This window comes from Sandarakinorhabdus sp. FBCC-B8862 (assembly GCF_059745315.1).
The window spans coordinates 447,699-468,672 of the sequence record NZ_CM185574.1 but is presented as its reverse complement, the minus strand read 5'-3'; the positions used below and the strand labels follow the sequence as shown (position 1 = coordinate 468,672).

The window sequence follows — 20,974 nt, the reverse complement described above, 5'->3', positions numbered from 1 at the left end:
GAGATGGCAACCGCCCCCAAGCTTGACCTGATGGCCGATCAGGGCCGCACCATCGATCCGGCCGAGGAAGCCGCCTTTCTGGATGCGATCGATCGCTGGCTGGAGCGCCGGGTGATCCCGGTGGTGATGCACCATGATCACAACGATATCTGGCCGGCCGAGCTGGTGGCCGAAATGGCCGAGATGGGCCTGTTTGGCGCCACCATCGGCCAGCAATATGGCGGGCTTGGGCTGCCGGCGACGACCTATGCCAAGATCGTGATGAAGATCTCCAGTTACTGGATGGCGATCACCGGCATTTTCAATTCCCACCTGATCATGGCCGCCGCCGTGGAGCGTTTTGGCACGCCGGAGCAGAAGGCCAAGTGGCTGCCGCGCTTTGCCAGTGGCGAAATCCGTGGTGGCCTGGCGCTGACCGAGCCCAACGCCGGCACGGATCTGCAGGCGATCCGCACCGTGGCCCGCCGCGATGGCGACCATTATGTGATCAATGGCACCAAGACCTGGATTTCCAATGCCCTGAACGGCAGCTGCTTTGCCCTGCTGGTCAAGACTGATCCCGATGCCAGCCCGCGTTACAAGGGGATGAGCCTGTTCATCGCCGACAAGCGCGACGGCTTCACCACCGGCAAGAAGTTCGACAAGCTGGGTTACAAGTCGATCGACAGCGCCGAACTGGTGTTCCAAGATTATCGCATCCCGGCCGATCAATTGATCGGTGGGGTGGAAGGCCAGGGCTTTTTCCAGGCCACCGGCGGCCTGGAACTGGGCCGCATCAATGTGGCGGCGCGCGGGGTTGGCCTTTCGGAAGGCTCGCTCAGGCTGGCCACCCAATATGCCCAGGAACGTCACACCATGGGCAAGCCGATCGCCGAGCATCAGGCCATCCAGTTGAAGCTGGGCGAGATGGTGACCCGCGCCCGCGCCGCCCGGCTGCTGACGCTGGATGCCGCCGAAGCCTATGACCGGGGCGACCGCTGCGACATGGAAGCCGGCATGGCCAAATATTTCGCCAGCGAGGCGGCGGTGGAAAACAGCCAGGAGGCAATGCGCATCTATGGCGGCTACTCCTACAGCAAGGAGTATGACATCGAGCGTTATTACCGGGATTCGCTGCTGATGTGCATTGGCGAGGGCACCAACGAGATGCAGCGGATGATCATTGCCAAGCAGTGGCTGAAGATGAACCCGGCCTGATGCCCCATCTTCCGCTCTCAGGCTTCCGGATCATCAGCGCCGAACAATATGGCGCCGGCCCCTATGGCAGCATGTTCTTGGCCCAGTTGGGCGCCGATGTGATCAAGATCGAACCGCCCGGCCCGCCGGGCAAGGGCGGGGACACGGCGCGCGCGGTGGGGCCGCATTATCTGCGCGAGGGCGAAAGCCTGTATTTTCAGGCCTTCAACCTCAACAAGCGCAGCCTGACGCTGGATCTGAATGCGCCAGAAGGCCAGGCCATCTTTCGTAAGCTGGCCGGCACGGCGCACGCGGTGGCAAACAATATGCGCGGTGATCTGCCGGCGCGGCTGGGGCTGACCTATGACGCGCTGAGGGACGTAAACCCCGCCATCGTGTGTGCCCACCTGTCGGCCTATGGCCGCGACAATGAACGGGCGCGCTGGCCGGGCTATGACTATCTGATGCAGGCCGAGGCGGGTTATTGCCTGTTGACCGGCGATCCGGGCGGTGAGCCGCAGCGCATGGGCCTGTCGATGGTGGATTTCATCACCGGCACCATCCATGCCATCGGCCTGCTGGCGGCGCTGGTGGATGCGCAGCGCAGCGGTGTTGGCTGCGATGTCGATACCGATCTTCTGTCGGCGGCCGTGCACCAGACCAGCTATCCGGCCTTGTGGTACATGAACGAAGGCGATGTGACGGAACGCACCCCGCGCAGCGCCCATCCCACCGCCACGCCCAGCCAGATGTTCAAGGCGGCGGATGGCTGGATGTTCGTGATGTGCCAGCTGCCGAAATTCTGGACGATCATGGTCGAGCGGATCGGCCATCCCGACCTGGCCAGCGATCCGCGCTTTGCCAGCAACAAGAGCCGGCTGGCCAACCGCGAGGCGCTGACCGCCGCGCTGGACGTGATTTTCCAATCGCAGCCGATGGCCCATTGGCAGGCTCTGCTGGCCGGGCATGTGCCGGTGGCACCGGTCTATGGCCTGGATCAGGCGCTGGACAATCCCTGGCTGCAGCGCACAGGCATGCGCGACAGTGTTGATCACCCCGACCGGCCGGGCATGCAGGTGCTGGCCAACCCGATCCGCATCGGCGGTGAGCGCCTGCCCAACCGGCCCGCGCCGCTGCTGGGGGCCGACACCGATGCCATCCTGGCCGATCTTGGCCTGGAGGCCGACGAGGTGGCCGATCTGAAACGCGCCGGGATCGTGTGAGACCGGCGATGGGCAAGCTTTCCGGCATCCGCGTTGTTGACCTTTCGCAGTTCCTGCCCGGCCCGATGCTGACTGTGATGATGGCCGATCAGGGAGCCGAGGTGATCAAGGTGGAGCCGGCCGCTGGCGATCCTGCCCGTGCGCAGGCGCCGTTTGAAAATGGCCAGAGCATCTGGTTCGCCAATCTCAACCGCGGCAAGCAAAGCCGGGTGATCGATCTGAAGAGCGAGGCCGGCAAGGCGGAGCTGCGCGACCTGATCCGCAATGCCGATGTGTTCGTCGAAGGTTTTCGCCCCGGCGTGATGGCGCGTTTGGGCTTTGGCTGGGAAGATGTGCGCAGCCTCAATCCGCGCATCGTCTATTGCTCCATCTCGGCCTTTGGCCAGCAGGGGGCGTTGGCCCAGCATCCGGCCCATGACATGGCGGTGCAGGCCATGGCAGGCTTCATCAGTGTGAATGATGCCGGTGATGGCAGCCCGCCCGTGGTGCCGGGCGTGCCGGCCGCCGATGTCGCCGCCGGCCTGACCGGGCTGGCCGCGGTGTTGATGGCGCTGATCGGGCGCGAAAAGAGCGGACAGGGCGATTATCTGGATATCGCCATGTTCGACAGCCTGTTGCCCTGGTGCGCCCACATCGCTGGCAGCGCGCTGGCCGGTGGGGAGGCGCCAAGCTCTGCGGCGCAACGCTCGCTGGGCGGGGCTGGTTTCTACAATGTCTATGCATGCGCCGATGGCCGCCACATCGTGCTGGGCGGGCGCGAGATCAAGTTTGCGCGCAGCCTGCTCACGGCGCTGGGTCGACCCGATCTCATCCCGCTTGCCGAAGCCGATGCCGGGCCCGCGCAGGCCCCGTTGATCGCCTTTTTGCGCGAAACCTTCCGCACCCGCAGCCGCGATGATTGGGACCGGTTCATGCACAATCTCGACGTGGCCTATGCCCCGGTGCTGGATTTCGCCGAAGCCTTTGCCCAGCCGCATGTGGCGGAGCGCGGCCTGATCGTGGAGGCCGATGGCCGCCATCATATCGCGCCGGCCATCCGCTTTGCCGGGGAGGAATGGACACCCGGCAGCGTGCCCGGATTGGGGCAGGGCTGATGCGCCTATTCGACGTCGATGTGCATCGAATAGGCGAAGCGGTCGCCGGGGTGATGGCTGACCGAAATTTCGAACACCCGCCCCTGCGCATCGCGGTAGCAGCGGATGATGCGCAGCACGGCCGCACCCCGCTTGATGCCCAGTTGCCGGGCCACCTCGGCGCTGGCGATCACCGCCTGGATATCCTGGGTGACCTGGCCAACGGAGACGCCCGACAGCGCTTCGATCTGGCTGAACAGGGTGCCGGCGGCAAGATCAAGCCGCGCCGGCGCGTCGCCCAGAAGTTCGTGGAAATAGGCAATCGTGGCGGCAATCGGCTGATCACCATCAGCGGTGGTGCGCACCCCGTGCACGAGCGTCCAGGCGCCGCTGGCGGGCAAGCCGGTGCTGGTCGCCAGCCAGGCCGGCAGCGGCCCGGTGCCGGCCGGTTGGTAGGTGACCCGCGTGTCGCGCGCATATTGCAGGATTTCGCCGACGTTGCTGAGCGGCTGGTGCAGGGCGCCGCCGCGGGCGCCGGCCGGCTGCACCACGGTTCCCGACCCGCGGCGGCGGGCGATAAGCCCTTCATTCTGCAGCCGGCGAAGCGCTTCACGCACGGTGAAACGCGACACACCATGGGCCGAGCACAATTCGCTTTCGGTGGGAAATGGCTGCTCCGCACCAAAGCGGCCGGCCAATATGTCGGCGCGCAGTTCGGCCGCCAATTGCAGGTAGCGCGGCGCCGCTTGCCCGCGAACCTTGGTCGCCATGTCGTTCAACGATTGCTCCCGCCCTCAGCCCAGGTGTCGGCATGAGCGATGCCCTGCTGACCCAACTTGTCCGGACTTTAGCGCGCCCGGTGGCGGAAAGCGAGGAAAAGCGCGCACGGTTGCACCTGCTGGACTGGGTTGCCTGTGTCGCGGGGGCACGTCTGGACCCCGTGGCTGACGCCGCCCGCCGGGCCGGGCCAGACGTGCTGGAGCGTGTTGCCTATCTGGGCAATGTGCTGGAGATGGATGATGTCCACCGCCAGGCGCTGCTCCACCCCGGCCCTGTGATCTGGCCTGCGGCGCTGAGTGCGGCGCGGGAGACGGGCGCCGGCATGGCCGCGCTGCTGGCCGGTGCCGTGCGCGGATATGAGGTGATGATTGCCATCGGCATGATGCTGGACGTGCATCATTACAGCCTGTGGCACCCGACCAGCACGGCCGGCGGGATTGGCGCTGCGGCGGCTGCGGCAAGTATCTTTGGCCTTGGGGACCGGGAAACCGTCAGTGCGCTCGGCCATGCCGCATCCATGGCGGGCGGGCTGTGGCACATGCGCCATGATGATGTGATGACGAAGCAACTGCATGTCACCCGCGCCGCGCTGGAGGGCCTGTGGTGCGCACGGGCGGCGCGGGCCGGCTTCACCGGGCCGGCTGGCATCCTGGAAGGGCCGCAGGGCTTGTTTGCGGCGATGACCCAATCGCCGGGCCCGCTGCCCGACGCCGGTGCTTGGCGCATCGCCGCAGTGAGTATCAAGCCATGGGCCGCTTGTCGCCACGCCCATCCGGTGATCGATTGTGCCCTGGCCCTGCGCGCGGCCAATGCACTCAAGCCGCCGTTCCGGGTGGAAACCTATGCCGATGCGCTGCGCTTTTGCGATCGGCCGCATCCGGCCACGGAACTCGAGGCCAAGTTCAGCCTGCAGCATTCGGTGGCCGTGATCGCGGCCGGGCGGCTGGCCACCCCTGCCGACTTCACCCTGTCTGCGATTGCCGAACTGGCCGATCTGCGCGCCCAGGTGACGGTGGCGGAATGCCAGGCGATCACTTCGCGCTATCCGGCGCATTTCGGAGCCCGACTGAACGGGCTGGAACGCGTCGACACGCTGGGCGATCCGGAACGGCCGCTGGATGTGGAGGGCCTGACCGGCAAACTGGCCATGCTGGCAGCATGGGGCGGGCTGCCAGCGTCTGAGGCGGATCGCGCGGCGGCTCTGGTGCTGGATGGCGATGATGTGGGCGCAGTGATCGCCATGTTGACCGAGTGGACGGCGTGAACGCGGTGAGCCGCCTGATCGAATTTGCTGATGCCGAGCATCGGATACCAGCCGATGTGGTGGCCATCGCCCGACATTTCCTCGCCGATACGCTGGCGGTGGGGGCTGCGGCCCACGACGCACCGGGGGCGGCGGCCATCCTCGCCGTGGCGCGTGCCATGGGGCAGGGCCATGACGCGCGGCTGATCGGCACGGCAGAGCGGCTGCCGGCCGCCGCAGCCGCCTTTGTGAACGCCTATCGCATCCACTGCCTGGAATGGGATGCGGTGCATGAACCGGCGGTGGTGCATGCGATGAGCGTGGTGACCGCGGCGCTGGGTGCTGCGATCGATCGGCGCGGGGGCTGCGATCCCGATCGGGCGCTGGCGGCGCTTGCCGTGGGCGTGGAGGTGGCTGCCGGTCTTGGCGATGCCGCCATATCGCCGCTGCGCTTTTTCCGCCCCGCAACGGCTGGTGTGATGGGGGCAGCCCTCGCCGTGGCGCGCATCGATGGGGCGCCGCTGCTGCCGGCCCTGGGCCTTGCCTATTCCAGCGTTGCCGGCACCATGCAGGCGCATGTGGAAGGCAGTCTGGCCTTGCCGTTCCAGATCGCCAATGCCGCGCGCGCCGCTATCATCGCCAGTGATCTGGCCGGGGCTGGCTTTCCGGCACCTGCCGATGTGATCGATGGGCCCTTTGGCTATTTCCGGCTGATCGATGATGGTGACAGCGCCGCGCTTGTCGCTGATCTGGGCCAGCGCTGGCGCATCGCCGAACTCAGCGTGAAGCCCTATCCCTCGGGCCGGGCCAGCCATGCCGCGCTGGGCGCCCTCGCCGATTTTGCCGGCCAGGATGTGGTGGGGGTGGAATTGGCCTGCCCGCCGCTGATCCGCCGCCTGGTGGGCCGGGCGATGACAGCAGACATGACGCCAAGCTGGGCAAGGCTGTGCCTGCCGTTCCTCGCCGGCCTGATGCTGCGCGATGGCCGGATCGATCCGCGGTGTTTCACGCCCCAGCAGTTTGCCGATCCGGCGTTGCTGGCCTTTGCCGACCGGGTTGCGTTGATGGATGATGGCAATCCCGACCCCAATGCCTTGTTTCCGCAGGCGATCACGTTAATCTTTGGGGGTGGCCGGCGCGAGCGGCTTGCCATTCCCGCAACGCTGGGCAGCCCGGCGGCTCCACTGACCCCGGCGCAGACCGCGGCCAAGCTGGATCTCGCCCGCGAATTGGCCAGCCCGTCCGCCGATCCCCGCATTTTCGACAATCCTCTTGGCTATTTCACGGACCCGACATGAGCCAGCGCAGCTATTTCGAGTGTGTCGACATCAGGCAGTTGCTCGCCGATTATCCGGTGGGCGATGATTTCACCCGCCGCTATCGCCGGATCAGCCGCGATGAATTGCGCGGCCTGCAAGAGGCGCAATTTGCCCGGTTGATGGCGCGAGGCTGGCAGATCCCCTTTTATCAGCGAATGTGGGGCGCCAAGGGGATCGAGCCGGGCGATATCAGGGGGTTGGACGATATCACCAAGCTGCCGGTGTATGACAAGACGGACCTGATGGCCTCGGTCAACGCCCACCCGCCCTATGGCGATTTCGATGGGCGGGGTGCTGATCCCGTGGTGTTCCATACCACCAGCGGCACCACCGGCCGGCCGCAGCCGCTGATGTTTGGCCCCAAGGGGCGCGAAGTCACCAATTTGCTGGTGGGCCGCATGTATCGCTGGATGGGGCTGCAGCCATCGGATGTGGTGCAGTCGGTCTATGGCCACGGCATGATCAATGGCGGCCATTATATCCGCGAGGCGGTGACTCATTTTACCAACGCGCTGTTCCTGTCGGCCGGCACCGGGATCGAGACGCGCAGCGCTGCCCAGGTCAATCTGATGGCCGATTTCGGCGTGACGGTGATGGTTGGCTTTGTCGATTATGTCCGCAAGCTGGCCGAGGTGGCGGAAGCCGAAAAACTGTTTGATCGCATCAAGTTGCGGATGATCATCGGCCATCTGGGCACCGAGGATCGTGCCGCGACCGAGGCGGCCTGGCATGGCGCCAAGGCCTATGACTGGTATGGCGTGGGGGACACCGGCACGATTGCCGGCGAAGGGCCGGATCGCAACGGCCTCTATGTCTGGGAGGACGCGCAATATCTGGAATTGCTGGATGTGGAGAGTGGCCAGCCGGTGGCGTTTGGCGAGACCGGCGACATGGTGGTGACCTGCCTGTTCAAGGACGATATCGCGCCCTGCATCCGCTTCAACACCCACGACATCACCCACGAGTTGGCCGGCCAGGGCGAAATCGCCTTCCGCCGCATCGCCGGCTTCAAAGGGCGCAGCGACAACATGGTGAAGTTGCGCGGAATCAACATCTTCCCGCACGCCATTGCCGCCCTGATCGAGAACCGCAGCGATCTGACCGGGGAGTATGTCTGCATGCTCACCCGCGATGCGACGGGGCGGGACACTATGCTGGTGACGATCGAGAGCCGTGGCGGCAGCGATGTGGCGGCGCTGCGCGAGCTGCTGCGCCGCGGGCTGGGGGTGGAGGTGGAGGTTGCGCTGTGTGCCCCTGGCGCCACCGCGGCCGACACCCAGATCGATGTGCGGCAAAAGCCGATCCGCCTGATTGACCGGAGGGGGCTGTGAGCCACGACCCCTGGAATGCCATCGTTGACCGGGCGGCTGACCCTGGTGGCGGGGCAGGGCCATTGGCCGATGTTCGGGTCGGGGTGAAATCCAACATCGCTGTCGCCGGCCTGCCGCACACCGGCGGGATGGGCCTTCTGCGCGACAATATCGCGGCCCAGGATGCTGAAGTTGTTGCGCAATTGCGCCGCGCCGGGGCGAGCATCGTTGGCAGCCTCAATATGCACGAGGCGGCGCTGGGGGCGACCACTGACAACGCATTTTATGGCCGCACCCACAATCCGCACCGCATGGGGTATACGCCGGGTGGATCGTCGGGCGGCAGCGGCGCGGCGGTGGCCGCGGGTCTGGTTGATCTGGCGCTGGGCACTGACACGCTGGGCAGCATCCGGCTGCCTGCGGCCTATTGCGGGGTCTATGGCCTGAAACCCACGCACGGCGCCGTCAGCGAGGATGGGTTGTTGTATCTCGATCCGGCGCTGGACTGTATCGGGCCGCTGGCGCGCGATCTGGATCTGATCGAACGCGCCTGGGACGTGATCGGCAGTGGTGGCAGCGATGGACAGTTCAGTCGATTGATTTTGCTGGATGATCTGGCCGGTGTGGCTTGCGAACCGGCGGTGCTGGCGGGCTACAGGGCGGCATGTGCGGCGATTGATCTGCCGGTCTCAGGGCTCAGGCTGCCGGCCGATACCAGTGCCATCCGCATTGCCGCGCTGGCCGGGTCGGTGCGCTATCTGATCGGCGAACTGGGGCCGCACCGGGCCAGCGCTTCGGCCGAATTGCGCTTCATCCTGGATGCGCTGGAGCCGGTGCCGGCCAATCCGGACTTGCTGGCCGCGGTAAAAGCCACGCTGATTGAGGCACTTGGCGATGATGGCGTGCTGCTGATGCCCACGGCGCCGCAAGCGGCCTTTGCCCATGGCACACGGGCACCAGTGAACCAGGCCGATTTCACCGGGTTGGCCAATATCGCCGGCTTGCCAGCCATCGCGCTGCCATCGGGCTGGAGTGACGATGGCCTGCCGGTTTCGGTGCAGCTGGTCGGCCCGCCGAAAGCCGAGCGCCGGCTGATTTCCCTTGCGCGTCACTTGGATAGCGCGCTCAATCAATACAAGCCGCCAAGAGGGGAGTGACCCGACATGCGCATCATCTGCCTGTTCAATCTGAAGCCGGGCGCCTCCGCGCAAGCCTATGAAGCCTGGGCATGCGGCACCGACATTCCCGGTGTCAACGCGCTGGGCAGTGTCAACAGCTTCACCGTCCACCGCGCCACCGGGCTGTTCGGATCGGAAGCGGCGCCGCCCTATGACTATATCGAGGTGATTGATATCAAGGGGATGGATGCATTTGTTGCCGATGTTTCGAACCCGGAATTCCAGAAGGTGGCCGCCGCTTTTGGCCAGTTCACCGACAATCCCTGCTTCATCCTGACGGAGGATTTGTGATGGGCCGTTTCGCCGGCAAGACCATCGTGGTCACCGGGTCGGGCAAGGAGAAGGGCCTGGGCCAGGGCATATTGCGGCGCTTTGCCGATGAGGGCGCCAATTGCGTCGTGTCGGATATCAGCATCGATGCCGAGGCGCAAAATGTGGCCACCGACCTTGCCGCGCGTGGCGTCAAGGTGGCCGCAATTGCATGCGACGTGTCCGATTCCGCGCAGTGCGTGGCACTGGTCGATCAGGTGGTGGCCGAATTCGGCGCCGTCGATATTTTCGTCAACAATGCCGGCATCGGCTTCATGATGAAGCCCATGCTGGAGGTCGATCCGGCCGACTGGGCGAAGGTGATTGCCGTCAACCTGTCGGGCGCATTCTATTGCACGCAGGCCGCCGCGAAGGCGATGATTGCCGCCGGAAAGGGTGGCCGCATCATCAACATCGCCAGCCAGGCCGCCAAGACCGGCTTTCCGCATCTGCCAGCCTATGTCAGCTCCAAGCATGGCATGATCGGCCTGACCCGGGCGACCGCGGTGGAGCTGGGCGCGCATGGCATCACGGTCAACGCCGTGTGCCCCAACCATGTCACCACCGGTCTGGGCGCGATGCAGAATGAATATTTCTCGAAACTGCTCGGTTTTCCGACGGTGGAGGCCTATCTCGCCAACATGGCGGCGAAGAACCCGATGGGCCGGCCCGGCTTGCCGGGCGACACGGCGGCGGCCTGCGCGTTTCTCGCCAGTGATGACGCCTTCTACATCACCGGCGAGGCGCTAAACGTCTCGGGCGGGGAGGAGATGCACTGATGTTGGCCGAGGAACGCATCGATTGGCCGGGTGGGGCGAAGATGGCCCTCAGTGTTGTCGTCAATGTCGAGGAAGGCTCCGAACAGACGGTGGCGCGTGGCGACAAGGGGATGGAGCCGGTTGACGAACTGGGCATCTTCATCAAGGCGCCGATCCGCAATTATGGCAATGAGAGCAATTATCTCTATGGCATCAAGGCCGGCGCCCCGCGCGTGGTCAAGCTGCTGAAGGCCTTCGACATCAAGGCAAGCTGGACGGTTGCTGCCCTGTCCCTCGAAAACCATCCGCAGTTGGCCGAAGCGATCGTGGAACTGGGCCATGAACCGGTGAGCCATGGCTGGCGCTGGGTTCACCAGTTCAAGTTGAACGAGGAGGCGGAACGCGAATTCATCGGCAAGGCCGTCGAATCCATCCAGCGCAGCTGCGGGGTCAGGCCCTATGGCTGGCTCTCCCGCTATTTCCACACCGATCACACCCGCCGCCTGCTGATCGAGGCGGGGTTTGATTATCACATGGATGATTACAGCGGCGATGTGCCGTTCTGGGACAAGGCGACCGTGCCGGAACGGCCGATGGTGATCGTGCCTTACCAGCTCGACAACAATGACATGAAGATGTGGACCGACCCGGCGATGGGGCCGGAGCAATGGCTGGCCTATGCCAAGCGCAATTTTGACCAGGTCTATCGCGAAGGCGTCGAGGGCAATCCCAAGATGATGAGCCTGGGCCTGCACCTGCGCATCATCGGCCGGCCGGGGCGCATCTGGGCGCTGGAGGAATTTTTCCGCCATGTCCGAAAGCACGATGGCGTGTGGGTGACGACGCGGCACGAGATCGCCCGGCATTTTGCCAAGGTGAAGCCGGCATGAGGGGGGACCAACTGTTCCTCCCCAAACTTGTTTGGGGAGGTGCCGAGTGCAGCGAGGCGGCGGGGTTCCTGTGGCAACGGCCCCTCCGTCGCCTTCGGCGCCACCTCCCCAAACAAGTTTGGGGAGGACCCTTGCATGATCAGGCTTGAACTTGATGGCCCCGTCGCCCGGCTGCTGATTGACCGGGCGGCCAAGCGCAACAGCTTCACGCAAGCCATGTGGGCCGAGCTGCCGCGCCTGCTCGAAGAGGCGGCGGCCGATCCGGCGGTGAAGCTGCTGATCCTGCAATCGGCGACGCCGGGCAGTGCCTTTTGCGCCGGGGCCGATATCGCCGAGCTGCTCGCCAACAAGGATGATTCCGAATGGCGCGCCGCCAACCAGGCGGCGATCAACCGGGCGCAGCATGATCTGGCGCGCTTTCCGCTGCCCACCATCGCCTTTGTTGAAGGTGATGCGGTGGGTGGTGGCTGCGGGCTGGCGATGGCCTGTGATCTGAGGGTGGCAACGCCGGCCGCGCGCTTTGGTATCACGCCGGCCAAGCTGGGCCTCGTCTATCCGCTGCATGATGTGAAATTGCTGGTTGATCTGGTCGGGCCGGGGCAGGCCAAGCGGCTGCTGTTCACCGGCGCGCTGATCGATGCGGCCGAGGCACAGGCGATTGGCCTGATCGAGGCGGTGGCCGATGCGCCCGATGGCTTCGTGAACGCCATCCTCGCCGCCTCCCGCCATTCGAGCCGGGCGATCAAGGGCTTTGTGCGCCGGGTGCTGGATGGCCAGGTGACGGACGATGTCGAGACGCTGGCGATCTTTGCCGCTGCCTTCACCGGTGCCGATTTTGCCGAGGGCACCACGGCGTTCGTTGAAAAGCGCAAACCGGAGTTTGGCGCATGATCCCGCATGGCACCATCCTGGGCGGCGTGTCGGTCGTGCCCGATCTGGCGGCTGGCCTTGCCGCCTATCAGGGCACGCTGCAGCTTGAACTGCTGCACCAGGGCCCGCTGCCGGCCGACCTGGCGGCGTCTTGGGGCTGCCCGGCCAGTGCCGGCCGCGACCACGCGGTGTTGCGGCCGAAAAGCGGTGCGCCCTGCTGGTTCCGGCTGGTGGAGCAGCCCGATGTGGCTGGGTTCAGGCCGACCACCAGTTTCGGCTGGGGGGCGTTTGAATTGACCGTGCAGGATGTGTTCGGCTGGCCCGACCGGCTGGCCGGCAGCGGTTTCACCATCGTGGGCGAACCCAAGCAGCTGCCGGGCATGGACGCCTTTGTGCCGATGCAGGCGTTGGGGCCGGGGCAGGAGATGATCTACCTGAACCAGGTGTTTGCCAACATGGACACGCTGGACCTGCCCAAGGCGGCCAGCATCACCGATCATATCTTCATCGTCATCCTGGCGACGCCCGACCGGGCCGCCACCTGCCGCTGGTATGCCAACCGGCTCGATCTTGATCTGGGGCCGGTGTTTGAATTGCCCTATCAGATGATCAACACCGCCTTTGGCTTGCCGGATGATTTCATCACCGCGCTGCAGATGGTGGGCAAGGGCCGCATGCCGATCGTGGAGGTGGATGATTATCCGCCGCAAACCAGCGTGCGCCCGCGCCATGACGGCATGTTGCCGCCGGGCAATGCGCTGGTGACGCTGGCGATGGCGGACCTGGATGCCTGCAATGTGGCCTGGATCAGCCCGCCGGTGCGCCGTGACGGCCCATTGTATGACGGGCGCCGCGCCGGCTGCGTGATCGGCCCGGCGGGCGAGCTGCTGGAACTGGTGGAGGTGGGCTGATGCCGCTGTTTGCCGTGCGCTGCATGGATGCGGATGGGGCAGGGCCGCTCAGGCAACTGCATCTGGCCGCGCATCTGGCGCATGTGGAGGCGCATATGGCGCGCTATCGCGTGGCCGGGCCGCTGGTGCCATCGGGATCGCTGCTGGTGATCGAGGCGGCGGATGAAGCGGATGCCCGGGCCTTCATCCTGGCCGATCCCTATGGCGCGGCCGGCGTGTGGAGCGACGTGATCATCGAGGAGTTTCGCGCCGCAGCTGGCACTTGGGTGGGTGGCGCAGCCTGGAAACAGGGCTGATAACGGCGGCATGCGCGCTGCCGTTTGCACCCAATTGTCACCCGATCTGTCGGGCTTGTCGTTGCACGACGACTGGCCGGAACCGCCGCCGCCGGGCCCGGGCGAAGTGCTGGTGGCGGTGCGCCATGCCAGCCTGAACTTCCCCGATTTTCTGATGCTGCAGGGCGGGTATCAGTACAAACCCGACCTGCCGTTCATCCCGGGCACCGAGGGCACCGGCACGGTGCTGGCCGCGGGGCCGGGGGCTGAGCAATGGGTGGGCCGCGATGTGATGCTGGGCGCGCGCAGCGGGCTGGTGGCGGAGCGCATCACGCTGCCGGCGCGCGGCTTGCGGGCCGTGCCGGCGGGGCTGACCATGGCCGAGGCTGCCGCCTTCACCGTTGGGGCGCTGACCGCCTGGGTGGGGCTGGTGGAGCGCGGGCGGCTCAAGGCCGGCGAGCGGGTGCTGGTGACGGGCGCCGGTGGCGGCATGGGGCTGGCAGCGGTGCAGCTGGCCGTGCACCTGGGCGCGCACGTGGTGGCGGTGGCGTCCTCGAGTGCGCGGCTGGCGCTGGCGCAGGCGGCTGGGGCGCATGAGGGGCTGCTGGTGGACCGGGCGGCGCCTGTCATTCCGCACCGGGATATTGATCTGGTGTTCGATCCCGTGGCGGGCCCGCTGGTGCTGCCGCTGGTCAAGTGCCTGCGGCGCGGCGGGCGCTATGCCATCATCGGCTTTGTCGGCGGGCGCGGCGATGCGGTGCAGCTGAACCGCCTGCTGTTGAAAGAGATCGAGCTGGTCGGCGTGCGCGCCGGCGAGCAGGGCCGGCAGGACCCGGCGGCCGGCGCCCGGCACATGCGCGAGATTGATGCGCGCGCCGTTCACATGCGGCCGCACATCGGGCTGGCGGTGCCGCTGGGCGAGGTGAAGGCGGCCTTTGCGGCGATGGGGGCCGGGCGCATTGAGGGGAAGTGCGTGGTTGGGATTTGAGGGGGCGTTGGCGGGCGGGCCCCCTCCGTCAGCCTGCGGCTGCCACCTCCCCCAGAGGGGGAGGAGCTGTCATCCTCCCCCCTCTGGGGGAGGTGCCGAGCAACGCGAGGCGGAGGGGGCTGAGCGGACGAAGTGGTCAGGCAAATGCCGCCCGCGTCGCCGCATCGGCAGGGAAGAGCAGTTCCAGCCGCAGATCGCGCACGGTCACATCCTCTGATGTGCCGCATTGGGCGACGATGGACAGGAAGCTGAGGAGCCCGTTCGGCCCGCGATAGCTGACCGGCAGCACGGGCGAGCGGCTGCGGGTGCGATAGGGGTGGCGGGCGGCGGCGGCGCGGGTGACGGCGATGAGATCGGCCAGCACCGGATCATCGCCCGACAGCGATTGTTCCAGCGCCAGCCGCTCCAGGCTTTCGTGCAGCACCTGGGGCAGGTTGGCGATGAATTCGGGCGCACGTGGGTGGCAGGCGGTGAGGCGGAAGACATTGGGCGGGCCCGACCAGCCATCCAGGAAGGGCGCCAGCATGGCCGCGGCCGAAGGGCTGGCTTCCAGCACATTCCAGTGCCGGTCACATAGCAGCGCCGGGAAGGGGGCGTGGTTGGCCATCATCGTCTGCAATATCTCGCGGAACGGCGCGATGGCTTCGGATGAGAGTGGGGAGGCCGGATAGGCCGAGGCAAAGCCGGCGGCATTGAGCAGATGGTTGCGCTGCGCCAGCGGCAGGGCCAGTGCTTCGGCGAGGGTGACCACCATCTCCCGGCTGGGGCTGGCCCGGCCGGATTCGAGGAAGGAAAGGTGACGGGCGCTGACCCCGGCATCGAGGGACAGGGCGAGCTGGCTGACCCGCCGGCTGGCGCGGGCGGCTTTCAGCGCCGTGGCGAAAGGGCCGGGATCGGAAAGGTCGGGACGGGTAGCCATGGCGGCATCATGCCACCGATGCGCGGCAGGGCAATGACCAGCAAGGTAAGCGCGGCGATGATGTGAACCCTCGCCGCGCATGCCGGCCCGTCAATCGGCGCGGATGAAGTGGGTGGTTTCCAGCTTTGGCAGCGTGCCGCCGGCCCAGACGATGGTTTCGGTCATCGATTTGCCGTCCTTGGCCACGGTATAGACGCGGGTGGAGACGGGGGCGCCGTTCTTGCCCAGGGTCATCACCAGTGTGTTGGCCGCCGGCTGGCGCAGGGCGACCGTGTCGATATTGGCCATGGTGCCGGTGACGGGCACGGGCACGCCATCGGTGGCGGCGGTGGATTCGGCGTGGACGCTGGCGCCATCGGGGGTGACGACCTCCACCAGGGTCGTCCAGCGGCCATCGGGCTGGTGGTGGAAGCGGATGCCGACGCGGGCCGGTCGCTCTTCGGCCGGGATGCGGGCGACATCGAGCGCCCAGTTGCCGGCCAGCGGCGAATGGCGGGCGGGGGTGATGGTGGCCGCCGGGGGCGCGGCGGGCGGGGTGGTGGCAGCGGCGGCCAGGAACAGGCCGGCGGCGGCGGCGGGCAGGGCAAACAACATGGCGATCTTCCCTTTGGTCCAGCCAGACCCGCTGGATGCGGGTGGCAGGCCATCGTTGGCCGGGGCGGATGGGGGAAGAAGATCGATTTTCCTGTCCCAGATTTCCTGGGCTTCGAGCAGGCGGGCAAGTTCGCGGCTGCTGCCGATGCCGGTCTTGCGGCGGGCGGAGCGCAGGCGTTCGTTGATGGCGGACTCGGTGCGGCCAAGGCGGGCGGCGATGCTCTTGATGGTGTGGCCGGCGGCGAGCAGGCGCAGCACCTCAATCTCGGCCGGGTTGAGGCCATCGATGCCGCCGCGTGCATGCTCCATCGCTGTCATGCCGCTGTTGTGACAGGCGGGGGCTGGCGGCGTCCATCCCAAATAAATTGGGACTGGCCGGCCTATCCGCCGGGTAATTGCCGGCCATTGCAAGCTGCTGCAGCCTTTGCTGGCAATCGCAGGAGGTGGCCATGACACGTGGTTTTTGGGGACAGGCACTGCATCTCTGGTGCTGGCAGGTTGCGGGCTTTGGCCTGTTGTTTGCAGCCGGCGGGCTGGCGGGCGCCGATGCCGCGGCCGGGCTTTATTATTGGCTGGTCAGCGCCGGGCAGCTGGATGCCGGCGCGTTTGATGCGCCGGGTATGCGCAGCACACTTGGGGTGATGGGCGGGTTGATGTTTGGCTGGGGCGTGTCGCTGATCGCGGTGTATCGCGCGGTGGGTGCCGATGTGCGGGTGTGGCGCGCGCTGGGCTGGGGCGTGGCCGGCTGGTTTGTGGTGGACAGCGCGTTGTCGTTGGCGACCGGGCTGCCCGGCAATGCCATCGCCAACACGCTGTTTCTGATCCAGTTCCTGGTGCCGGCGTTGAAGCTGGGGTTTTTCAGCCGGGAAACGGCGTCCAGATCACCTGCCTGATGTCGGTGCCGCCCAGCGCCAGCAGGGCCAGGCGGTCAAAGCCCAGGGCGACGCCGCTGGCCGGCGGCATTGCGCCAAGCGCCGCGATGAAATCCTCGTCGATGGGATAGCGCCGGCCGTAGAGGCGCTGCTTCTCGTCCATGTCGGCCTCGAAGCGGCGGCGCTGTTCGGCTGGATCGGTGAGTTCGCCAAAGCCGTTGGCCAGTTCGACCCCGCAGGCATAGGCCTCGAAGCGTTCGGCCCAGCGCGGATCATCCGCGCAGGGGCGGGCGAGGGCGGCTTCGCACACGGGATAGTGGGTGAGGAAGGTGAGGCGGCCGTCGCCCAGCTTGGGCTCGATGGTCACGATGATGCGGCTGAAGATGTCGCTCCATGTGTCGTCGGGGCGGGGGCGCAGGCCGGCGGCGGCGGCGAGCGCGTCACGGTCATCCAGGCAGGCGGCGAGATCGATGCCGGCATGGCGCTGGAAGGCATCGGCGCAGCTGAGCAGTTCGGGTTCGGCCATGGCATCGCATGTGCGCCCGCGCCAGCGCAAAGGGCCGGTGCCGGCGGCCTGCGCCGTGCGGGCGAGCGCCCACGTATCGGCGATCACGGCCGTCCAGTCCGCCTGGGCGCGATACCATTCGACCATGGTGAATTCGGGCGCGTGCAGCGGGCCCTGTTCGCCATTGCGCCAGACGCGGGCGAAATCGACAATTTGCGTCTCGCCCGCAGCCAGCAGTTTCTTGGCGGCAAATTCCGGGCTGGTGTGGAGATAGAGCGTCTGCTCCGCGCCGCCATCGGGCCGCCAGGCCACTGGAAAGCCGTGCAGATGCGTCTCGTTGCCGGGGCTGATCTGGACGGCGCCGCATTCCACCTCGGTGAAGCCTTCGGCGGCGAACCAGTGGCGCAGGGCGGCCTTGATGCGATTGCGGCCGACAAGGAACGGCTTGCGGTCGAGATGGATGTCGCTGTGCCAGAAGGGGCGGGCCACGATGATTTCCCTTGAACTTGTGCGGCGCGATGCCCTAACGGCGGGCAGCATTTTGGCGCGTTGGCGCATAGGGGATCACATGGTCAAGGACATCGCGAGCAATTTCCGCAAGGGTCAGGTCATCGAGCATGAGGATGGCCAGCTCTATGTCGTGCTGAAGGCCGAGACCTTCCGCCCCGGCAAGGGCACGCCGACCACCACGATCGACATGCGCCGCATTGCCGATGGCGTGAAGACGGTGATCACGGTGAAGACCACCGACAGCCTGGAGCGGGCGTTCGTCGAGGAAGTCAGCCACAATTATCTCTACAAGGATGGGGACGAATATATCTTCATCAACAACGAGAGCTATGAGCAGATCAGCCTGAAGGAAGACATGATCGGCGATGGCATCGTGTTCCTGCAGGAAAATGCCGAGTGCAAGATCCTGATGTTTGACGGCAAGGCCATCACCATCAGCCTGCCGACCCGCGTGACCATGGAAATCATCGCGACCGAGCCGGTGGTGAAGGGCCAGACCGCGTCGTCGAGCTACAAGCCGGCCACGGTGGAATCGGGCGCCCGCGTGATGGTGCCGCCGCACATCGAAGTGGGCACGCGCATCGTCATCAACACTGAAGATTCCTCCTATGTGGAGCGTGCCAAGGATTGATCCGCCGCTTGGCATCGGCCTGAAATCGGGGAAGGATGGCGACGTGCTGTCCTTCCCCTTTTCATTTGGCCCGGTCGTGGGGCTGGGTGCGCTCGTGTTCGGCGGCGCGTGGGCATTGGGGCGGTTGATCGGCTGGCGGGCGTGGTGGACGCGCCCCATCCTGCTGGCAGCAAGCTGGGCAGCGCTGTCCTTCGGGTTGTTCGTGCTGCTCGGCCTGGCTGGTGCCGACGTGTTCCTGTTTGCCTGGATCGCCGCCCGCATGGCCGTGCCGGGCACGATCATCGCGCTGCCACTGTGGTGGCTGGCCGATTGGCTTGTGAAAAAAATCGATTGAAGCGGGCAGGACAATCAATTTCCTGATTGCAACCCCTGCGGCTTAGCCTGCGGACATCGGGGAAACCCGGATGTCGTCACAGGGAGCCAATATATGTCGCGTACCATCGCATCGATCGTCGCCCTGGCCGTGGCCGGGATGGCCGCCGGCCTTTCCACCAGCGCGGCTGCGCAAACCGCCAACACGTCCCCACAATTCTGGTGGCCGGAACTGGTTGATCTGTCGCCGCTGCGCAGCCAGCAGGCCGCATCCAACCCCTATGGCGCCGGTTTCGACTATGCCGCCGAATTCTCCAAGCTCGATCTGAAGGCGGTGAAGGCCGATATCGCCAAGGTGCTGACCACCAGCCAGCCCTGGTGGCCGGCCGATTATGGCAATTATGGCCCGTTCTTCATCCGCATGGCCTGGCACTCGGCCGGCACCTATCGCATCGGCGATGGCCGTGGCGGTGCCGGTGGCGGCCAGATGCGCTTTGAACCGCTGAACAGCTGGCCAGACAACGGCAATCTCGACAAGGCCCGCCGACTCTTGTGGCCGGTGAAGGCCAAATATGGCCGTGCGTTGAGCTGGGCCGACCTGATGGTGCTGGCCGGCAATGTCTCCCTGGAAACCATGGGTTTCAAGCCGTTTGGCTTTGCCGGTGGCCGCACCGACGATTGGGAAGCCGACAAAGTGTACTGGGGTCCGGAAAACAAGTTCCTGGACGACAAGCGCTATTCGGAAGGGCGCAAGCTGGCCAACCCGCTGGCCGCCGTGCAGATGGGCCTGATCTATGTGAACCCGGAAGGGCCGAACGGTGTGCCTGATCCGCTGCTGGCGGCGAAGGACATCCGCGAAACCTTTGGCCGCATGGCGATGAATGACGAGGAAACCGCCGCGCTGATCGCTGGTGGCCACACGTTCGGCAAGGCGCATGGCGCCGCCAGCGCGACCAATGTGGGCGCCGCACCCGCTGGCGAAGCGTTGGAAAAGCAAGGCTTTGGCTGGGAGAACAAGCATGGCGCCGGCAAGGGCGCCGATACCATCACCTCTGGCCTGGAAGGCGCGTGGAGCGCCAACCCGACCCAGTGGACGATGCAGTATCTGGAAAATCTCTATGCCTATGACTGGGTGCAGACCAAGAGCCCGGCTGGCGCCATCCAGTGGGAGCCGAAGAACGCCAAGGATGTGAAGTTCGTGCCCGATGCGCACCGGGACGGCGTGTATCACGCGCCGATCATGTTCACGACCGACCTCGCGCTGCGCATGGACCCGGCCTATGGCAAGATCACCAAGGGCTGGCTGAAGAATCCCAAGGCGTTCGAAGATGCCTTTGCCCGCGCCTGGTTCAAGCTGACCCACCGCGACATGGGTCCGCGCACCCGTTATGTCGGCGCTGATGTGCCGAAAGAGGTGTTGAGCTGGCAGGATCCGGTGCCTGCCGTGACCCACCCGCTGGTGATCGATGCCGATGTGGCCGATCTGAAGGCCAGGGTGCTGGCCAGCGGCCTTTCGGTGCCGGAACTGGTGCGCACCGCCTGGGCGGCGGCGGCCAGCTATCGCGGGACCGACATGCGCGGCGGCACCAACGGCGGCCGGCTGGCACTGGCCCCGCAGAAGGACTGGGCGGTGAACGCGCCGGCAGAACTGGCCAAGGTGCTGCCGGTCTTGGCCAAGGTGCAGGGTGATTTCAATGCTGCCGCCCCCGGTGGTCGCAAGATCAGCCTGGCCGACATGATCGTGCTGGCCGGCAATGCCGCGGTGGAAAAGGCTGCGGCCGATGCCGGCGTGCCCGTCACCCTGGCCTTCACGCCGGGCCGCACCGATGCGACACAGGCGCAGACCGATGTGGCCAGCTTCAATGCGCTGGAGCCCAAGGCCGATGGTTTCCGCAACCACTGGACGCCGGACAGCCCCTATAACCCGACCCAGGCCATGGTGGACCGCGCGCATCTGCTGGGCGTGACGGTGCCGGAAATGACCGTGCTGGTGGGCGGCCTGCGCGTGCTGGGCGGCAACGCCGGCGGTTCCCAGGTGGGCGTGTTCACAACCCGTGTCGGCGTGCTGAGCAACGACTGGTTCGTCAACCTGCTCGGCATGGAGACCAAGTGGCAGAAGGCGGCGACCGACGGCCTGTATGACGGCGTCGACCGCAGCACGGGCGCGAAGAAGTGGACCGCCAGCCCGGTGGATCTGCTGTTCGGCAGCCACAGCGAATTGCGCGCCGTGGCCGAGGTGTATGGCGCTGCCGATGGCCACAAGCAGATGGTGGCCGATTTCGCCCGGGCGTGGACCAAGGTGATGAACAACGGCCGGTAAACAAAGCC

At 66.2% G+C, this 20,974-nt stretch carries 22 protein-coding genes; 18 read left to right on the top strand and 4 right to left on the bottom strand.

What is annotated here, in order from left to right:
- The first annotated feature begins 3 nt into the window (after positions 1 to 3).
- From AC6BOR_RS02230 to AC6BOR_RS02220, 3 genes are read left to right on the top strand one after another with little or no spacing between them, the layout of a single operon-like run.
- Complete coding sequence (locus AC6BOR_RS02230; protein ID WP_498059597.1) at positions 4 to 1,197, top strand: acyl-CoA dehydrogenase family protein; 1,194 nt, start codon at positions 4 to 6, stop codon at positions 1,195 to 1,197.
- The gene (locus AC6BOR_RS02225) at positions 1,197 to 2,399 is read left to right on the top strand and encodes a CaiB/BaiF CoA transferase family protein (RefSeq protein ID WP_498059596.1); all 1,203 of its coding nucleotides are present in this window, start codon (positions 1,197 to 1,199) and stop codon (positions 2,397 to 2,399) included. Before AC6BOR_RS02230 ends, AC6BOR_RS02225 begins: the two co-directional genes overlap by 1 nt.
- An 8-nt stretch (positions 2,400 to 2,407) precedes the next feature.
- Entirely contained in the window at positions 2,408 to 3,493 is a 1,086-nt protein-coding gene (locus tag AC6BOR_RS02220; protein ID WP_498059595.1) for a CaiB/BaiF CoA transferase family protein, read from the top strand.
- Positions 3,494 to 3,498: 5 nt separating this feature from the next.
- On the opposite strand, the gene AC6BOR_RS02215 is transcribed toward AC6BOR_RS02220, so the two are convergent.
- Positions 3,499 to 4,242, bottom strand: coding sequence for a GntR family transcriptional regulator (locus tag AC6BOR_RS02215; RefSeq protein ID WP_086116839.1), 744 nt, complete (start codon positions 4,240 to 4,242; stop codon positions 3,499 to 3,501).
- Positions 4,243 to 4,412: 170 nt separating this feature from the next.
- Between AC6BOR_RS02215 and AC6BOR_RS02210 the strand changes: the two genes are divergently transcribed.
- From AC6BOR_RS02210 to AC6BOR_RS02160, 11 genes are all read left to right on the top strand, one after another.
- Positions 4,413 to 5,516 carry an MmgE/PrpD family protein gene (locus AC6BOR_RS02210; RefSeq protein WP_498059594.1) on the top strand — a complete coding sequence of 368 codons (1,104 nt, stop codon included), beginning with the start codon at positions 4,413 to 4,415 and terminating at the stop codon, positions 5,514 to 5,516.
- 5 nt (positions 5,517 to 5,521) lie between these two features.
- On the top strand, positions 5,522 to 6,793 hold the full coding sequence (locus AC6BOR_RS02205; RefSeq protein WP_498059593.1) for an MmgE/PrpD family protein: 1,272 nt from the start codon (positions 5,522 to 5,524) through the stop codon (positions 6,791 to 6,793).
- A complete protein-coding gene (locus AC6BOR_RS02200; RefSeq protein ID WP_498059592.1) occupies positions 6,790 to 8,145 on the top strand; it encodes a phenylacetate--CoA ligase family protein in 1,356 nt (451 codons plus the stop codon). The genes AC6BOR_RS02205 and AC6BOR_RS02200 overlap by 4 nt, the downstream gene beginning before the upstream one ends.
- Positions 8,142 to 9,281, top strand: coding sequence for an amidase (locus AC6BOR_RS02195; protein WP_498059591.1), 1,140 nt, complete (start codon positions 8,142 to 8,144; stop codon positions 9,279 to 9,281). Before AC6BOR_RS02200 ends, AC6BOR_RS02195 begins: the two co-directional genes overlap by 4 nt.
- A gap of 6 nt (positions 9,282 to 9,287) precedes the next feature.
- Positions 9,288 to 9,593 carry a RedY/HapK family protein gene (locus AC6BOR_RS02190; RefSeq protein WP_498059590.1) on the top strand — a complete coding sequence of 102 codons (306 nt, stop codon included), beginning with the start codon at positions 9,288 to 9,290 and terminating at the stop codon, positions 9,591 to 9,593.
- Positions 9,593 to 10,390 carry an SDR family NAD(P)-dependent oxidoreductase gene (locus AC6BOR_RS02185; protein WP_498059589.1) on the top strand — a complete coding sequence of 266 codons (798 nt, stop codon included), beginning with the start codon at positions 9,593 to 9,595 and terminating at the stop codon, positions 10,388 to 10,390. Before AC6BOR_RS02190 ends, AC6BOR_RS02185 begins: the two co-directional genes overlap by 1 nt.
- Positions 10,390 to 11,259 carry a polysaccharide deacetylase family protein gene (locus AC6BOR_RS02180; protein ID WP_498059588.1) on the top strand — a complete coding sequence of 290 codons (870 nt, stop codon included), beginning with the start codon at positions 10,390 to 10,392 and terminating at the stop codon, positions 11,257 to 11,259. Before AC6BOR_RS02185 ends, AC6BOR_RS02180 begins: the two co-directional genes overlap by 1 nt.
- Before the next feature lie 135 nt (positions 11,260 to 11,394).
- Positions 11,395 to 12,150, top strand: a complete 756-nt coding sequence (locus AC6BOR_RS02175; protein WP_498059587.1) for an enoyl-CoA hydratase/isomerase family protein — start codon at positions 11,395 to 11,397, stop codon at positions 12,148 to 12,150.
- Positions 12,147 to 13,040 (top strand): hypothetical protein, encoded by an 894-nt coding sequence (locus AC6BOR_RS02170; protein ID WP_498059586.1) that lies wholly within the window; start codon positions 12,147 to 12,149, stop codon positions 13,038 to 13,040. Before AC6BOR_RS02175 ends, AC6BOR_RS02170 begins: the two co-directional genes overlap by 4 nt.
- Positions 13,040 to 13,336, top strand: coding sequence for a YciI family protein (locus AC6BOR_RS02165; RefSeq protein ID WP_498059585.1), 297 nt, complete (start codon positions 13,040 to 13,042; stop codon positions 13,334 to 13,336). The genes AC6BOR_RS02170 and AC6BOR_RS02165 overlap by 1 nt, the downstream gene beginning before the upstream one ends.
- A 10-nt stretch (positions 13,337 to 13,346) precedes the next feature.
- Positions 13,347 to 14,303, top strand: coding sequence for a zinc-binding dehydrogenase (locus AC6BOR_RS02160; RefSeq protein ID WP_498059584.1), 957 nt, complete (start codon positions 13,347 to 13,349; stop codon positions 14,301 to 14,303).
- A 136-nt stretch (positions 14,304 to 14,439) separates the two neighbouring features.
- On the opposite strand, the gene AC6BOR_RS02155 is transcribed toward AC6BOR_RS02160, so the two are convergent.
- Complete coding sequence (locus AC6BOR_RS02155) at positions 14,440 to 15,222, bottom strand: helix-turn-helix domain-containing protein (RefSeq protein ID WP_094475147.1); 783 nt, start codon at positions 15,220 to 15,222, stop codon at positions 14,440 to 14,442.
- A 90-nt stretch (positions 15,223 to 15,312) separates the two neighbouring features.
- Entirely contained in the window at positions 15,313 to 16,134 is an 822-nt protein-coding gene (locus tag AC6BOR_RS02150; RefSeq protein WP_498059583.1) for a helix-turn-helix domain-containing protein, read from the bottom strand.
- A 131-nt stretch (positions 16,135 to 16,265) separates the two neighbouring features.
- Between AC6BOR_RS02150 and AC6BOR_RS02145 the strand changes: the two genes are divergently transcribed.
- Positions 16,266 to 16,709 carry a hypothetical protein gene (locus tag AC6BOR_RS02145; protein WP_498059582.1) on the top strand — a complete coding sequence of 148 codons (444 nt, stop codon included), beginning with the start codon at positions 16,266 to 16,268 and terminating at the stop codon, positions 16,707 to 16,709.
- On the opposite strand, the gene epmA is transcribed toward AC6BOR_RS02145, so the two are convergent.
- A complete protein-coding gene (gene epmA / locus AC6BOR_RS02140) occupies positions 16,675 to 17,682 on the bottom strand; it encodes an EF-P lysine aminoacylase EpmA (protein WP_498059581.1) in 1,008 nt (335 codons plus the stop codon). The two genes, AC6BOR_RS02145 and epmA, sit on opposite strands and share 35 nt — an antisense overlap.
- A gap of 79 nt (positions 17,683 to 17,761) precedes the next feature.
- On the opposite strand from epmA, the gene efp reads away from it, so the two are divergent.
- The 3 genes from efp (at position 17,762) to katG (ending at position 20,966) form a co-directional block, all read left to right on the top strand.
- Positions 17,762 to 18,334 carry an elongation factor P gene (gene efp / locus AC6BOR_RS02135; RefSeq protein ID WP_086116401.1) on the top strand — a complete coding sequence of 191 codons (573 nt, stop codon included), beginning with the start codon at positions 17,762 to 17,764 and terminating at the stop codon, positions 18,332 to 18,334.
- Positions 18,321 to 18,668 carry a hypothetical protein gene (locus AC6BOR_RS02130; protein ID WP_498059580.1) on the top strand — a complete coding sequence of 116 codons (348 nt, stop codon included), beginning with the start codon at positions 18,321 to 18,323 and terminating at the stop codon, positions 18,666 to 18,668. The genes efp and AC6BOR_RS02130 overlap by 14 nt, the downstream gene beginning before the upstream one ends.
- 93 nt (positions 18,669 to 18,761) lie before the next feature.
- Entirely contained in the window at positions 18,762 to 20,966 is a 2,205-nt protein-coding gene (gene katG, locus AC6BOR_RS02125) for a catalase/peroxidase HPI (RefSeq protein ID WP_498059579.1), read from the top strand.
- Positions 20,967 to 20,974: the final 8 nt, after the last annotated feature.

Coding starts and splice junctions, on each gene's coding strand:
- AC6BOR_RS02215 (WP_086116839.1), bottom strand. CDS start 4,242: ATGGCGACCAAGGTTCGCGGGCAAGCGGCGCCGCGCTACCTGCAATTG.
- AC6BOR_RS02200 (WP_498059592.1), top strand. CDS start 6,790: ATGAGCCAGCGCAGCTATTTCGAGTGTGTCGACATCAGGCAGTTGCTC.
- AC6BOR_RS02165 (WP_498059585.1), top strand. CDS start 13,040: ATGCCGCTGTTTGCCGTGCGCTGCATGGATGCGGATGGGGCAGGGCCG.
- AC6BOR_RS02170 (WP_498059586.1), top strand. CDS start 12,147: ATGATCCCGCATGGCACCATCCTGGGCGGCGTGTCGGTCGTGCCCGAT.
- AC6BOR_RS02150 (WP_498059583.1), bottom strand. CDS start 16,134: ATGACAGCGATGGAGCATGCACGCGGCGGCATCGATGGCCTCAACCCG.
- efp (WP_086116401.1), top strand. CDS start 17,762: ATGGTCAAGGACATCGCGAGCAATTTCCGCAAGGGTCAGGTCATCGAG.
- AC6BOR_RS02160 (WP_498059584.1), top strand. CDS start 13,347: ATGCGCGCTGCCGTTTGCACCCAATTGTCACCCGATCTGTCGGGCTTG.
- AC6BOR_RS02175 (WP_498059587.1), top strand. CDS start 11,395: ATGATCAGGCTTGAACTTGATGGCCCCGTCGCCCGGCTGCTGATTGAC.
- AC6BOR_RS02230 (WP_498059597.1), top strand. CDS start 4: ATGGCAACCGCCCCCAAGCTTGACCTGATGGCCGATCAGGGCCGCACC.
- AC6BOR_RS02155 (WP_094475147.1), bottom strand. CDS start 15,222: ATGGCTACCCGTCCCGACCTTTCCGATCCCGGCCCTTTCGCCACGGCG.
- AC6BOR_RS02180 (WP_498059588.1), top strand. CDS start 10,390: ATGTTGGCCGAGGAACGCATCGATTGGCCGGGTGGGGCGAAGATGGCC.
- AC6BOR_RS02220 (WP_498059595.1), top strand. CDS start 2,408: ATGGGCAAGCTTTCCGGCATCCGCGTTGTTGACCTTTCGCAGTTCCTG.
- katG (WP_498059579.1), top strand. CDS start 18,762: ATGTCGCGTACCATCGCATCGATCGTCGCCCTGGCCGTGGCCGGGATG.
- AC6BOR_RS02225 (WP_498059596.1), top strand. CDS start 1,197: ATGCCCCATCTTCCGCTCTCAGGCTTCCGGATCATCAGCGCCGAACAA.
- AC6BOR_RS02145 (WP_498059582.1), top strand. CDS start 16,266: ATGACACGTGGTTTTTGGGGACAGGCACTGCATCTCTGGTGCTGGCAG.
- AC6BOR_RS02190 (WP_498059590.1), top strand. CDS start 9,288: ATGCGCATCATCTGCCTGTTCAATCTGAAGCCGGGCGCCTCCGCGCAA.
- AC6BOR_RS02185 (WP_498059589.1), top strand. CDS start 9,593: ATGGGCCGTTTCGCCGGCAAGACCATCGTGGTCACCGGGTCGGGCAAG.